This is a genomic window from Streptomyces sp. NPDC030862 (assembly GCF_055571835.1).
Window position 1 is genome coordinate 226890 of the sequence record NZ_JBVIEN010000011.1, and the last position, 13095, is coordinate 239984.

Consider the following 13095-nt stretch of genomic DNA (forward strand, 5'->3'; position numbering starts at 1 on the left):
TACGTAGAGACGGGTGTCGTGGGTTCCCCGCCGTCATGAACTTCAGGTAACTCGTCTGCTTATCGCCCCCGTATGCGTCCGCACTCCCCCGCCCCCCGCGTTGTCCGGCCCGTGGGACGCCAGGCAGGATGGCGGGCATGACGCACGCCATGCTGAAGGGCTCGAACGTCCCGCTCGACGCCGCGGCCGTACGGGCCGTACTGTGCTGGACCCCCGGTCCCGGGGTCCCCGACGTGGACGCCTCCGCCCTGCTGCTCGGCACCGACGGGCGGGTGCGTTCGGACGAGGACTTCGTCTTCTACAACCAGCCGCGCCATCCCTCGGGCCTGGTCAGGCGGTTGTCGAAGAAGCGCGTGGCGGAGGGTCTGACCGACACGGTGGAGGCCGATCTGTCGGCGCTGGACGCGTCGGTGGACCAGGTCGTCCTGGCGGCGTCGTCGGACGGGGACACCTTCGACCGCGTACGGGATCTGCGGATCCTGCTGTACGACGCGGGCGCGGGCGCGGCCGGGGAGCCGCTGGCCGTCTTCGAGGTGAAGCCGGAGACGGGCGAGGAGACCGCGATCATCTGCGGTGAGCTGTACCGGCGCGGGGATGGCTGGAAGTTCCGGGCGGTGGGGCAGGGATATCCGACAGGTCTGATCGGCCTGGCGACGGCGTTCGGGATCTCGGTGGACGAGGAGGAACCGGCGGGTGCGGAGCCGGCGGCGCCGAGCGAGCAGCCGGAACCTCGGGCGACGACGCCGGAAGCGGCGGCGGCATCCGCGGCGGCGCCCACCCAGGTACAGACACCGGCGCCCTCGCCGGCGCCCAGCGCGCCTCCGGTGCCGAACGCGCCCCCCGCTCCCACCTCGCCTCCGGCGTACGGCTATCCGCAGCCCGGCTCGGCGCAGCCCGCCTACGGCTACCCCCAGCCGACATCGGCCCCGGCAGCGGCTCCGGCCCCGGATCCGGCGTACGGCTATCCGCAGCCCGGCTCGGCGCCCGCGCCGCAGCCCGCGTACGGCTATCCGCAGCCGGCCGCCGCCGCGGCCCCCGCGCCGGACCCGGACTTCCGGCTGCCGCCGATGGGGCCGCAGTTCGTCCGGACGTGACGTGCGTGACGTGACGTGCATGACCTGCGTGGCGTGTGTGACGTGACGGTGGTGTGCGCGGCGCGCGGCCTCAGACCTTGCCGGCCTTGAAGCCGCGCCCCCACTGCAGACCCCACCCGTACAGCCGGTCCAGTTCGGCCTGGAAGCCGTACACGAACCGCACCTCCCGCCGTACCGTCAACTCGCCCTTGACGTTCTCCAGCAGGAACACGGCGCAGGAGCGGGCCTGCGGGGCCCGCTCGTCGAGCTCTATCTCGATGCGCGGGCCGTTGCTCGGGTAGAGCGTCATCGTGGCGTGCGTACGGTCGAACGCCGGCGTCTGGTCGTAGATGTAGACGAAGAACAGCAGCCGCTTGATCGCGTCGCGGTGGTCCAGGTTGACGAAGATGGTCTCGCCGGACGGCGCACCGAACCGGTCGTCGCCGCTGAGCTTCACGTACGGCGGTGAGTTGAGGTCACCGAAGAAACCGCCCAGCGGCTGGACCACGCCCTTGCTGCCGTCGGCCATCTCCCACAGGCAGCCGATGTCGAGGTCCACATTGGCCACGCCCTGGGTGTGGGCCTGGACCACCTCGGGCTTGAAGAGCTTGGAGGGGTGGCGCAGCAGCCGGCCGCTCTGCTTGGAGCGGCCCTCGATGTCGGAGGTGCGCATCCGCCAGGAGAGGTTGACGCGCAGGTTGCCCGTGGCGGCGCCCTGCTTGGTGAGCGAGACGGACGGACGCCGCTTGGTGAGATCGATGGAGTTCGTCGCGGCGCTGCCGGAGTCGAACTGCGCCGCGTTGTTCCGCCACAGGTTGTCCCAGAAAGCCATGCCCCGCCCCTCGTCGCTTCTCCTGACGTACGCCGCGGGGCGGCCGGGAGCACCCGGCCGCCCCGCTCAGAGCGTTCCTCGTTGCCGCGGTCGTCACACTCCGGACGGGACCTCGGCCTTCTTGTCGTCCGGTCCCGCTCCTCCTTCGGCCGCCAGCCGCTTGTTGCGGCGGACGGAGGAGAGGAAGGAGGCGGCGATCAGGAAGACACCGATGGTGCCGGTAATGAGTTCGCTGATCTCGTGCTGGATCGTGATGAGCAGGATCACGGCGAGGGCGCCGATGGCGTAGTGCGCGCCGTGCTCCAGGTAGACGTAGTCGTCCAGCGTGCCCTGGCGGACCAGGTAGACGGTGAGCGACCGGACGTACATGGCGCCGATGCCGAGGCCGAGCGCCATCCAGAAGATCTGGTTGGTGATGGCGAAGGCGCCGATGACTCCGTCGAAGGAGAACGACGCGTCCAGCACCTCGAGGTACAGGAACAGGAAGAAGGCGGCCTTGCCGGCCAGGCCGACCGCCGAGACCGGCTTGCCCTGCTGCTTGGCCTTCTCCTCCTGCTCGTGCTCGCGCTCCTCCTCTTCCTCCAGCTTGTTCTCGAAGTAGCCCGACAGGCCGCCGACCACCAGGTACGTGATCAGGCCGGCGACGCCGGAGAGGAGCACCGTGGCCGACTTGTCGACGTGTCCGGCGCTGGTGTGCGCTTGGGTGGCGAAGGTGATGGCGCTGACCAGAAGCGCGATCAGCGCGATGCAGACCGACAGCATGTCGACCTTGCCGAGCTTGGCGAGCGGGCGCTCCAGCCAGCCGAGCCACTTGATGTCGCGGTCCTCGAAGATGAAGTCGAGGAAGATCATCAGCAGGAACATGCCACCGAAGGAGGCGATCGCGGCGTGCGCGTCGGTGACGAGGTTCTTGTACTGCTCGGGCTGTTGCAGGGCCAGCTCGACCGCTTCGATCGGACCGACCTTGGCGCTGATGGCGACGATGACGACGGGGAACACCAGCCGCATGCCGAAGACCGCGATCAGGATGCCGATCGTCAGGAAGATCTTCTGCCAGAAGGCGTTCATCTTCTTGAGGATTCCGGCGTTGACGACCGCATTGTCGAAGGACAGCGAGATCTCGAGGATCGACAGGATCAGTACGACCCCGAACGCCTCCCACCCCCACTGCCAGGCGGCGAATGCGAGGCCGAGCGCCGTGACGGCGAACGACCAGCCGAAGGTTTTCAGAACCACTGGCTACCCCATCGTGTTTTAAGTACGGGTACGGGACTCCCCCGCGCCGTGCGCGCCGGGTTTTGAGCCGACCCGGAGCAGTGCTTTAGGAAACATTGACCCCGAAGTCTAGAGCGATGCCCCTGAGGCCCGACGCGTACCCCTGCCCCACCGCCCGGAACTTCCACTCGCCGCCGTACCGGTACAGCTCGCCGAAGATCATCGCGGTCTCGGTGGAGGCGTCCTCGCTGAGGTCGTAGCGCGCGAGCTCCTGGCCGTCGGCCTGGTCGACCACGCGGATGAAGGCGTTGGCGACCTGGCCGAAGGTCTGGCCGCGCGGGTCGGCGTCGTGGATCGAGACAGGGAAGATGATCTTGTCGCAGTGGGCGGGCACCTGCGAGAGGTTCACGATCAAGGACTCGTCGTCGCCGTCCCCCTCGCCCGTCAGGTTGTCGCCGGTGTGCTCGACGGAGCCGTCGGGGCTGGTGAGGTTGTTGTAGAAGACGAACCATTCGTCGCCCAGCACCCGGCCGTTCTGGCAGAGCAGCGCGCTGGCGTCGAGGTCGAAGGGCGCTCCGGTGGTGGAGCGCGCGTCCCAGCCGAGCCCGATCAGCACCTGGGTGAGGTTGGGTGCGGCCTTGGAGAGGGAGACGTTGCCTCCCTTGGCGAGCGTGACGCCCATGACGGTGGTCCTCCCCTGAGGTGTACTGCCGTGTACTGCCTGTACTGCCTGCACTGCTCAATGAGGCACGTCCGGCGCCGCACGCGGGAAGCGTGCGGCGCCGGACGAGACTGCGCGGCGGGTGTCGCCGCGGGCTCAGACGTTGACGCCGAAGTCCTGCGCGATGCCGCGCAGGCCCGAGGCGTAACCCTGGCCGACGGCGCGGAACTTCCACTCGGTGCCGTGGCGGTACAGCTCGCCGAAGACCATGGCGGTCTCGGTCGAGGCGTCCTCGCTGAGGTCGTAACGGGCGATCTCGGCGCCGCCGGCCTGGTTCACGACGCGGATGAACGCGTTGCGGACCTGACCGAAGGACTGCTGGCGGTTCTCGGCGTCGTAGATCGACACCGGGAAGACGATCTTGGCGACGTCGGCGGGCACGCCCGCGAGGTTCACCTTGATCTGCTCGTCGTCGCCCTCGCCCTCACCGGTGAGGTTGTCACCGGTGTGCTCGACGGAGCCGTCGGCGCTCTTGAGGTTGTTGAAGAACACGAAGTCCTGGTCGTTACGGACCTTGCCGTCCTCGCCGGTCAGGATGGCGCTGGCGTCGAGGTCGAAGTCCGTCCCGGTGGTGGTGCGGACGTCCCAGCCCAGACCGACGGTGACGGCCGTCAGGCCCGGGGCCTCCTTGGTCAGCGAGACGTTGCCGCCCTTGCTGAGGCTGACTCCCACGAGTCCCTCCATTGGTTTCCAGGGGCAGCGCCCCCGTCGTGCGTTGGCATCGGATCAACGACTGGATCCTAGTGACCGGTTCCCGAGACGAGCAGGCTCTTGGCCTGAAGAGTTCAGAGGGTGTCGAGCGCCTTGATGTACTCGTTCAGGTCACGGGCGTCGGGCAGGGCGTTGACGACGATCCAGCGCACCACGCCCTCCTTGTCGATGATGAAGGTGCCGCGCACCGCGCAGCCCTTCTCCTCGTCGAAGACCCCGTACGCGCGCGACACCTCGCCGTGCGGCCAGAAGTCGGACAGCAGCGGGTACTCCAGGCCCTCCTGCTCGGCGAAGACCCGCAGCGTGTGGATGGAGTCGTTGGAGACGGCCAGCAGCTGGGTGTCGTCGTTGACGAAGGCCGGCAGCTCGTCGCGGAGCGCGCAGAGCTCGCCCGTGCACACGCCGGTGAAGGCGAACGGGTAGAAGAGCAGCACCACGTTCTTCTCGCCGCGGAAGTCGGAGAGGCGCACGGTGCGCCCGTGGTTGTCCTTCAGCTCGAAGTCGGGGGCCTTGGTGCCGACGGTGATCGGCTCAGCGGCACGGGTCGCCTCGATCGTCATGAAAACGCAATCCCTTCCAGTGGGCTTCCAGTGGGCTTCCGGTGGCATTCCGGCGGCTTCCGGTGGCTGCCGGTGAGCGCGGGCGGGCCGGGCGGGGCTCCGGCCGGGTCCACCCTACGCACAGGGCCCCCGGCCGACGGTGTCGGCGGGGGCCCTGAGAGCTCTCGAGTGAGTCGGCGGGGTCAGCGCTTGGTGCTGGTCTTGGCGGCCTTCGGCGTGATCAGCCGACTGCCGGTCCAGTCCTTGCCCCAGCTGATGCTCCGGGTCTGGGAGAGGCCGGCGGTCTGGGCGGCCTCATTGATGTCGCTGGGCTCGATGTAGCCGTCCCGGCCGGTCTTGGGCGTCAGGAGCCAGATCTCCCCGCCCTCGTCGATCAGACCGATGGCGTCCACCAGCGCGTCCGTGAGGTCGCCGTCCTCGTCACGGAACCACAGCAGCACGACGTCGGCGACGTCGTCGTAGTCCTCGTCGACGAGCTCCTGGCCGGTGACGGCCTCGATTGCCTCACGGAGCTCCTGCTCGACGTCATCGTCGTAGCCGATCTCCTGGACCACCTGTCCGGGCTCGAACCCCAGCTTCGCTGCCGGGTTGGTCCGCTCCTCCGCGTGGTCCGCGGTCGCGCTCACGGCTTGCCTCCTGATCGTGTTTTTGGGAAATGCTTCGGCCGCGCGCGTACGCGAGGCGTTGGCCGTAGTCCACACGTGCTGGGCGGATCGCGCAAGTACCCGGCGGCCGAGACCGCCGAAACGGTGACTTTTGGGGCCGTCTCGCCCCAACTCCAGGTACCGCTCCGCCCGCGCCCGTCATGCAACCGCGGCTCTTGACCCACTTTAGGGGCTTCTGCTCCGTCCTGGCGCCCGCAGAGGATCGATCACCCCACCGAACGCGGGGCCGAATCGGGCGTAAGGTTGCGATTCACCCCGGATCTTGGTCCGGGACTCCCCCCGGGGTTACCTCACAGTAGAGATGACGTTTGCCTCCACGGGGTAGACGATGGTGGCGGCGCGACCGTACTACCGGCCCTTCCCCGTAGGCTCCACCGACCAGAAGGAACAGCGTGGCTTCCGGATCCGATCGCAACCCGATCATCATTGGCGGCCTTCCCAGCCAGGTCCCGGATTTCGATCCCGAAGAGACCAAGGAATGGCTGGACTCGCTCGACGCCGCCATCGACGCACGCGGCCGTGAGCGGGCCCGCTATCTGATGCTGCGCCTCATCGAGCGGGCCCGCGAGAAGCGCGTGGCCGTGCCCGAGATGCGCAGCACGGACTACGTGAACACCATCGCGACCAAGGACGAGCCGTTCTTCCCCGGCAATGAGGAGATCGAGCGCAAGATCCTCAACGCCACCCGCTGGAACGCCGCGGTGATGGTCTCCCGCGCCCAGCGCCCGGGCATCGGCGTCGGCGGGCACATCGCCACCTTCGCCTCCTCCGCGTCCCTCTACGACGTGGGCTTCAACCACTTCTTCCGCGGCAAGGACCAGGGCGACGGCGGCGACCAGATCTTCTTCCAGGGACACGCGTCGCCCGGCATCTACGCCCGCGCGTTCCTGCTGGACCGGCTGACCGGGACGCAGCTCGACGGCTTCCGCCAGGAGAAGTCGAAGTACCCCGACGGCCTGTCCTCGTATCCGCACCCGCGGTCGATGCCGGACTTCTGGGAGTTCCCGACGGTCTCCATGGGCCTGGGCCCGATCGGCGCGATCTACCAGGCGCGGATGAACCGTTACATGCACGCGCGCGGCATCGCCGACACCTCCAAGTCGCACGTCTGGGCCTTCCTGGGCGATGGCGAGATGGACGAGCCGGAGTCGCTCGGCCAGCTGTCGATCGCCGCCCGCGAGGGCCTGGACAACCTGACCTTCGTCGTCAACTGCAACCTCCAGCGGCTCGACGGCCCGGTGCGCGGCAACGGCAAGATCATCCAGGAGCTGGAGTCGCAGTTCCGTGGCGCCGGCTGGAACGTGATCAAGCTGATCTGGGACCGCTCGTGGGACCCGCTGCTGGCCCAGGACCGCGACGGCGTGCTGGTCAACAAGCTGAACACCACGCCGGACGGACAGTTCCAGACGTACGCCACGGAGACCGGCTCCTACATCCGGGAGCACTTCTTCGGCGGCGACCACCGGCTCCGCGCGATGGTCGAGAACATGACCGACCACCAGATCCTGATGCTGGGGCGCGGCGGCCACGACCACCGGAAGATCTACGCGGCGTACAAGGCGGCCGTGGAGCACCAGGGCCAGCCGACCGTGATCCTGGCGCAGACGGTCAAGGGCTGGACGCTCGGCCCGAACTTCGAGGGCCGCAACGCCACCCACCAGATGAAGAAGCTGACGGTCGACGACCTGAAGCGCTTCCGCGACCGGCTGCACCTGCCCATCGCCGACAAGGAGCTCGAGGACGGACTGCCGCCGTACTACCACCCGGGCCCGGAGTCCGAGGAGATCCAGTACATGCACGACCGCCGCAGGGCGCTGGGCGGGTACGTCCCGACCCGGGTCGTGCGGGCGAAGCCGCTGGCGCTGCCGGACGACAAGGCGTACGCGGCGGTGAAGAAGGGCTCGGGGCAGCAGTCGATCGCGACGACGATGGCGTTCGTCCGCCTGCTGAAGGACCTGATGCGGGACAAGGAGCTCGGCAAGCGGTTCGTGCTGATCGCGCCCGACGAGTACCGCACGTTCGGTATGGACTCCTTCTTCCCGAGCGCCAAGATCTACAACCCGCTGGGGCAGCAGTACGAGGCGGTCGACCGCGAGCTGCTGCTCGCGTACAAGGAGTCGCCGACCGGACAGATGCTGCACGACGGCATCTCGGAGGCGGGCTGCACGGCCTCGCTGATCGCCGCCGGGTCGGCGTACGCGACGCACGGCCAGCACCTGATCCCGGTGTACGTCTTCTACTCGATGTTCGGTTTCCAGCGGACCGGCGACCAGTTCTGGCAGATGGCCGACCAGCTGTCGCGCGGTTTCGTTCTGGGCGCGACCGCTGGGCGTACCACGCTGACCGGCGAGGGCCTGCAGCACGCGGACGGCCACTCGCAGCTGCTCGCCTCGACGAACCCGGCCTGCGTCGCGTACGACCCGGCCTACGGCTACGAGATCGCGCACATCGTCAAGGACGGTCTGCGCCGGATGTACGGGGAGTCCGCCGAAGGCACAGCGGGTGAGGACGTCTTCTACTACCTGACCGTCTACAACGAGCCGATCCAGCACCCGGCCGAACCGGCGGACGTGGACGTCGAGGGCATCCTCAAGGGCCTGCACCGCATCAGCGCCGGTGCGGCGGGCGCGGTCCCGGCGCAGATCATGGCGTCGGGCGTCGCCGTGCCGTGGGCACTGGAGGCGCAGCGGATCCTCGCGGAGGAGTGGAACGTCCGCGCCGACGTGTGGTCGGCGACCTCGTGGAACGAGCTGCGCCGCGAGGCCGTCGCGGTCGACGAGCACAACCTGCTGCACCCGGAGGAGGAGCAGCGCGTCCCGTACGTGACGCGCAAGCTGTCCGGCGCGGAGGGGCCGTTCGTCGCCGTCTCCGACTGGATGCGGTCGGTCCCGGACCAGATCGCGCGCTGGATCCCGGGCCCGTACACCTCGCTGGGCGCGGACGGCTTCGGCTTCGCGGACACCCGCGGGGCGGCGCGGCGGTACTTCCACATCGACGCGCAGTCGATCGTGCTGGCGGTGCTGACCGAGCTGGCGCGGGCGGGCAAGGTGGACGGTTCGGCACTGAAGCAGGCCATCGACCGCTACCAGCTCCTCGACGTGTCGGCGGCCGACCCGGGCGCGGCGGGCGGCGACGCGTAGGCGCCCCGGCGAACGCCCCGGCGGCAGGCACCTCGGCGGTGGGTGCCCCGACGGTGGACACCTCGGTGGTAGGTGCCCGTGCGGGGGGACTGTGTCTCCCCGCACCCGCCTAGCATTCCGGACATGAACGAACGCTGGGAGGCGCGCACCCAGGCGCCGCTGCTGGGGCTCGCCGTCGCGTTCGGCGTGGCCTACGCGATACCGATCGTGGCGCCCGACGCCGCCCCCTGGGTCCACCAGAGCTGTCTGGTGGTGGAGTGGGTGGTGTGGGGCGCCTTCGCCGTGGACTACGTCGCACGGCTGGTGCTGGCGCCGGAGCGGTGGCTCTTCGTACGCCGCCACCCGCTGGACCTGGCCGCGGTCCTGCTGCCGCTGATCCAGCCGCTGCGGCTCCTGCGGCTGGTCTCCACCCTGCTGCTGGTCGGGCGGCGGGCCCGGATGGCGCCGCAGATCACGCTGACCACGTACGTGGCCGGCGCGGTGGTGGGGCTGATGATGTTCGGCTCGCTGGCCGTGCTGCACGTGGAGCGGGACGCGCCGGACGGGAACATCAAGACGCTGGGCGATGCCGTCTGGTGGTCGTTCACGACGATGACCACCGTCGGGTACGGCGACCACGCGCCGACGACCGGGCTCGGGCGCGTGCTGGCGGTGGGACTGATGCTCTCCGGCATCGCCTTGCTCGGTGTCGTCACCGCCAACATCGCGGCGTGGTTCATCTCCCGCTTCGAGCGGGACGACGCGGAGGAGCGCCGCCAGACGGCGCTCCTCGAAGCCCTGACGCAGGAGGTCAAGGACTTGCGAGCGGAGGTCGCCCGCCTGTCGGCGGGCGTCCCGCCCCAGCGCCACGCCCAGGCACCTTCCGATCGGCCTTGAGGTCCCGCGCCGCGCGATCCGGCCCGGTCCGCCGCCACGTCCGGCCGCGTGACCGGGGGTTCCACGCGCTGGGGTCCGGGTACCCCGGCTCATGATTCCCAGACCTTGAAGGCCCGTACTTGGTAGGGGGATTCGGGCACCCAGGTCCCGCCGCCCGGATACGTCTCGAATTCGCCGGTCTCCGCGCACTCGGCCGACTGGTACGTGGTGACGGGCCGTCCGGTGCGGTTGGCGACGGCGGTGGCGGTGGTGCCCGCGGGAAGCGGGACGCAGCTGTCGATGTCGACGCCGGTCAGCTCGTACGTCTGCCGGCCGCCGCGGAAGTCCTGCTTCGGCCACAGGCACAGCTGGCCGGTGTCGCATGGTCCGAGCCGCGGTGCCACGGCGGGGGCCGCGGGGGCGGTGGTGACGGTCGCGCCGGCGGTGGCCGGCAGGGCGAGCCCCACCGCGCACGCGGCGAGCGCGGCGGCGGTGGAGGCGAGCAGGGCGGTGGCGTAGGTGCGCATGATGAGTCCCCCGTTACGTGTCGTGACGATCACTTGCTACAGCGTGACGCAGAGTGATCGACCTGGGGAAGGGGGCTCGGCCGCATTCACCCGATCGGGTGGCCGACCGGCGCCGGGCACGCCTCGGGCCCCGGCAGGCGGTGCGCTGCCGGGGCCCGGGTTCGGCCCACCGGTGGTGGAGCGAGATCGGTCCACCGCGGTGGAGCGAGGACGGAGGGGCGATGTGTCAGATGTGGGCGGCGCCCGCGCCCGCTTCGGCGTTCTCGCCGCGCTTGGTCAAGGTCGCGACCAGGGCCGCGACGACCGCCACCAGGCCGGCCACTGTGAACGCCATACCCATGCCCGACATGAAGGTGTCGTGGATGACCCCGCCGATCCGGTCGGCCATGTCCGGCGTCATACCGGGCGCCTTGGCCAGCTCGGACGGGACCATGCCGAACTCCGCCGCCTCCTCCAGCCGCGGGTCCGGCGGGACCGGGATGCCGGCGGCCTTCCAGTTGCCCGCGAACTCGGCGCTGACCTTCGAGGACATCACCGCGCCCAGCACCGCCGTACCCAGCGCGCCGCCGACCTGCATCGCGGCCTGCTGCAGACCACCGGCCACGCCGGAGAGCTCCAGCGGGGCGTTGCCGACGATGACCTCCGTCGCGCCCACCATGACCGGCGCGAGGCCGAGGCCCAGCAGGGCGAACCACAGCGACATCGCGAGCGTGCCCGTGCCCGGCGTGAGCGTGATCATGCCGAACATGGCCGCGGCGGTGCAGACCATGCCGCCGACCAGCGGGACGCGCGGTCCGAACTTGGTGATGAGCGCGCCCGCCAGCGGCGAGGAGACGATCATCATCGCGGTCAGCGGCAGCAGGTGCAGTCCGCTGTCGACCGGGCTGAGCCCCTTGACGCCCTGGAGGTAGAACGTCACGAAGAAGAGGCCGCCCATGAAGGCGAAGGCCATCAGGACCATCAGCACGACACCCGCGGAGAGCGGGACGGAGCGGAACATGCCCAGCGGGATGAGAGGTTCCCTGACCTTCGTCTCCCAGACGGCGAAGAGCGCGAAGAGGACCACGGCGCCGAGCATGCAGAGCCAGGTGTTGCGTCCGCCCCAGCCCCAGGACTCGCCGGCCTTGATGAGACCGAAGACGAGCGACCCCATCGCGCCGGACAGCAGCAGGATGCCGACGACGTCGAACGACCGCGGGGCGTTCTCCGCCCGGTGGTCCTTGAGGATCAGCACGCCCAGCACGAGGGCGACGACGCCGACCGGCACGTTGATGAAGAACACCGACTGCCAGCTGACGTGCTCGACCAGCACGCCGCCCAGGATCGGGCCGCCCGCGGTGGACGCGCCGATGACCATGCCCCAGATACCGATGGCCATGTTCAGCTTCTCGGCCGGGAACGTGGCGCGCAGCAGGCCGAGCGCGGCCGGCATCAGCAGCGCGCCGAACAGGCCCTGGAGCACACGGAAGGCGACCACCAGGGCGATCGAGTCGGACATCCCGATCGCGGCGGACGCCCCCGCAAAGCCTGCGATACCTATGAGGAAGGTCTGGCGGTGGCCGAAGCGGTCACCGAGCTTGCCGGCCGTGATGAGCGCGACGGCGAGCGCGAGGAGGTAGCCGTTGGTGATCCACTGCACGTCGGCGAGCGACGCGTTGAGGTCCCGCTGGATCGCGGGGTTGGCGATGGCCACGATCGTGCCGTCGAGCGCGACCATCATCACACCCACGGCAACAGCGAAGAGAGTTAGCCATGGATGGCCGCGCAGCCCCTTACCAGGTGACCCAGGGAAGCCCTGGCCCTGCGGGCCCCCCGGACCCTGCGACGGCGTCTTGACGGTGGTCTGACTAGTCATACGGCGAGGCTAATGTCAGCGACTGACAATTGACAAAGCAATTCACACGCCGGTAACTGTCATATCGCTCACAGGTACCCTGAGCTGGTGAAAGTGTCGAGACAAAGGCCATCAAGTGACGGTTGAGCAGGCGCCCGCCGTGGGGTTGCGCGAGCGGAAGAAGCAGCGCACCCGGGACGCCCTCGTGCGCGCCGCGCTGGAGCTCTTCACCACCCGGGGGTACGAGCGGACCACCGTCGACGAGATCGCCGCCACCGTGGACGTCTCGCAGCGCACCTTCTTCCGTTACTTCGCCAGCAAGGAAGAGGTCGCCTTCGCCGTCCAGCACATGGTCGAGCGGCACTTCGTGACCGCCCTGTGCGACCGTCCCGCCCACGAGGCCCCGCTCGACGCCCTCCGTAACGCCCTCCTCTCCGCCTGGGACACCATCGAAGAGGCCATCACCGAGGTCGTCCCGGTCGAGCTGTACCTGCGTACCTTCCAGGTGATCGAGTCGACGCCCGCGCTCCTCGCCGTCCATCTCCGCCGCTCCATCGAGATGGAGGAGAACATCGCCCGGCTCATCGCCGACCGCGAGGGGCTGGACGTGGACGCGGACCCGCGGCCGCGCGTCGCCGTCGCCGCGTTCAGCGGCGTCATGCGGATCACCGGCCAGTTGTGGGGCCGCGGGGAGGACGCCTCCCTGGAGGCGATCCGCGCCCTCACCGAGTCCTACCTCGACCACCTGGGCCCGGCCCTCGCCGGCGCCTGGCGCGACCCGGCCCACTCGCGCGCGCCTGCGTCGTAGCCGGACGCGCAGAACCGCGGCGTACGCCCTACTTCGCCAGAGCCCGGTTCCGGGACGGGCACGGCTCACCGCCCGATTTCCGGGCCGCGATGACAGCGGCCGGCGAACTCCGAGCCAGTCGGGACGACCCGGGCCGCGAAGAGGGCAACATCCT

The 13095-nt window shown here is 69.6% G+C and carries 12 protein-coding genes; 4 read left to right on the plus strand and 8 right to left on the minus strand.

Annotation, left to right across the window (positions count from 1 at the left end; translation table 11 throughout):
- The first annotated feature begins 137 nt into the window (after positions 1 to 137).
- Positions 138 to 1094: a TerD family protein gene (locus tag ACZ42X_RS28270; RefSeq protein WP_468295679.1), complete on the plus strand. Its 957-nt coding sequence runs from the start codon at positions 138 to 140 to the stop codon at positions 1092 to 1094.
- Positions 1095 to 1164: 70 nt separating this feature from the next.
- Here ACZ42X_RS28270 and ACZ42X_RS28275 read toward each other — a convergent pair whose 3' ends face one another.
- The 6 genes from ACZ42X_RS28275 to ACZ42X_RS28300 form a co-directional block, all read right to left on the minus strand.
- On the minus strand, positions 1165 to 1905 hold the full coding sequence (locus ACZ42X_RS28275; protein WP_468295682.1) for a TerD family protein: 741 nt from the start codon (positions 1903 to 1905) through the stop codon (positions 1165 to 1167).
- A gap of 93 nt (positions 1906 to 1998) precedes the next feature.
- Entirely contained in the window at positions 1999 to 3141 is a 1143-nt protein-coding gene (locus tag ACZ42X_RS28280; protein WP_361414022.1) for a DUF475 domain-containing protein, read from the minus strand.
- A gap of 85 nt (positions 3142 to 3226) precedes the next feature.
- Positions 3227 to 3802 (minus strand): TerD family protein, encoded by a 576-nt coding sequence (locus ACZ42X_RS28285; RefSeq protein ID WP_468295685.1) that lies wholly within the window; start codon positions 3800 to 3802, stop codon positions 3227 to 3229.
- A 135-nt stretch (positions 3803 to 3937) separates the two neighbouring features.
- The gene (locus tag ACZ42X_RS28290) at positions 3938 to 4513 is read right to left on the minus strand and encodes a TerD family protein (protein WP_361414016.1); all 576 of its coding nucleotides are present in this window, start codon (positions 4511 to 4513) and stop codon (positions 3938 to 3940) included.
- 113 nt (positions 4514 to 4626) lie between these two features.
- A complete protein-coding gene (locus ACZ42X_RS28295; protein ID WP_468295687.1) occupies positions 4627 to 5112 on the minus strand; it encodes a peroxiredoxin in 486 nt (161 codons plus the stop codon).
- Positions 5113 to 5294: 182 nt separating this feature from the next.
- Positions 5295 to 5738 (minus strand): DUF3052 domain-containing protein, encoded by a 444-nt coding sequence (locus tag ACZ42X_RS28300; RefSeq protein WP_468295690.1) that lies wholly within the window; start codon positions 5736 to 5738, stop codon positions 5295 to 5297.
- 431 nt (positions 5739 to 6169) lie between these two features.
- On the opposite strand from ACZ42X_RS28300, the gene aceE reads away from it, so the two are divergent.
- Positions 6170 to 8917 (plus strand): pyruvate dehydrogenase (acetyl-transferring), homodimeric type, encoded by a 2748-nt coding sequence (aceE, locus tag ACZ42X_RS28305; RefSeq protein WP_468295692.1) that lies wholly within the window; start codon positions 6170 to 6172, stop codon positions 8915 to 8917.
- Between the two features lie 123 nt (positions 8918 to 9040).
- Positions 9041 to 9793, plus strand: a complete 753-nt coding sequence (locus ACZ42X_RS28310) for a potassium channel family protein (RefSeq protein WP_468295695.1) — start codon at positions 9041 to 9043, stop codon at positions 9791 to 9793.
- A gap of 89 nt (positions 9794 to 9882) precedes the next feature.
- Here ACZ42X_RS28310 and ACZ42X_RS28315 read toward each other — a convergent pair whose 3' ends face one another.
- Both ACZ42X_RS28315 and ACZ42X_RS28320 read right to left on the minus strand, forming a co-directional pair.
- Entirely contained in the window at positions 9883 to 10299 is a 417-nt protein-coding gene (locus tag ACZ42X_RS28315; RefSeq protein WP_468295697.1) for a peptidase inhibitor family I36 protein, read from the minus strand.
- A gap of 226 nt (positions 10300 to 10525) precedes the next feature.
- Entirely contained in the window at positions 10526 to 12154 is a 1629-nt protein-coding gene (locus tag ACZ42X_RS28320) for an MFS transporter (RefSeq protein ID WP_468295698.1), read from the minus strand.
- Between the two features lie 115 nt (positions 12155 to 12269).
- Between ACZ42X_RS28320 and ACZ42X_RS28325 the strand changes: the two genes are divergently transcribed.
- Positions 12270 to 12941 (plus strand): TetR/AcrR family transcriptional regulator, encoded by a 672-nt coding sequence (locus ACZ42X_RS28325; RefSeq protein WP_468295701.1) that lies wholly within the window; start codon positions 12270 to 12272, stop codon positions 12939 to 12941.
- The last annotated feature ends 154 nt before the right edge of the window (positions 12942 to 13095 follow it).

What these genes read in the sequence shown, in the direction of transcription:
- ACZ42X_RS28320 (WP_468295698.1), bottom strand. Translation starts at nt 12,154, where the DNA reads ATGACTAGTCAGACCACCGTCAAGACGCCGTCGCAGGGTCCGGGGGGC.
- ACZ42X_RS28285 (WP_468295685.1), bottom strand. Translation starts at nt 3,802, where the DNA reads ATGGGCGTCACGCTCGCCAAGGGAGGCAACGTCTCCCTCTCCAAGGCC.
- ACZ42X_RS28275 (WP_468295682.1), bottom strand. Translation starts at nt 1,905, where the DNA reads ATGGCTTTCTGGGACAACCTGTGGCGGAACAACGCGGCGCAGTTCGAC.
- ACZ42X_RS28315 (WP_468295697.1), bottom strand. Translation starts at nt 10,299, where the DNA reads ATGCGCACCTACGCCACCGCCCTGCTCGCCTCCACCGCCGCCGCGCTC.
- ACZ42X_RS28310 (WP_468295695.1), top strand. Translation starts at nt 9,041, where the DNA reads ATGAACGAACGCTGGGAGGCGCGCACCCAGGCGCCGCTGCTGGGGCTC.
- ACZ42X_RS28270 (WP_468295679.1), top strand. Translation starts at nt 138, where the DNA reads ATGACGCACGCCATGCTGAAGGGCTCGAACGTCCCGCTCGACGCCGCG.
- ACZ42X_RS28295 (WP_468295687.1), bottom strand. Translation starts at nt 5,112, where the DNA reads ATGACGATCGAGGCGACCCGTGCCGCTGAGCCGATCACCGTCGGCACC.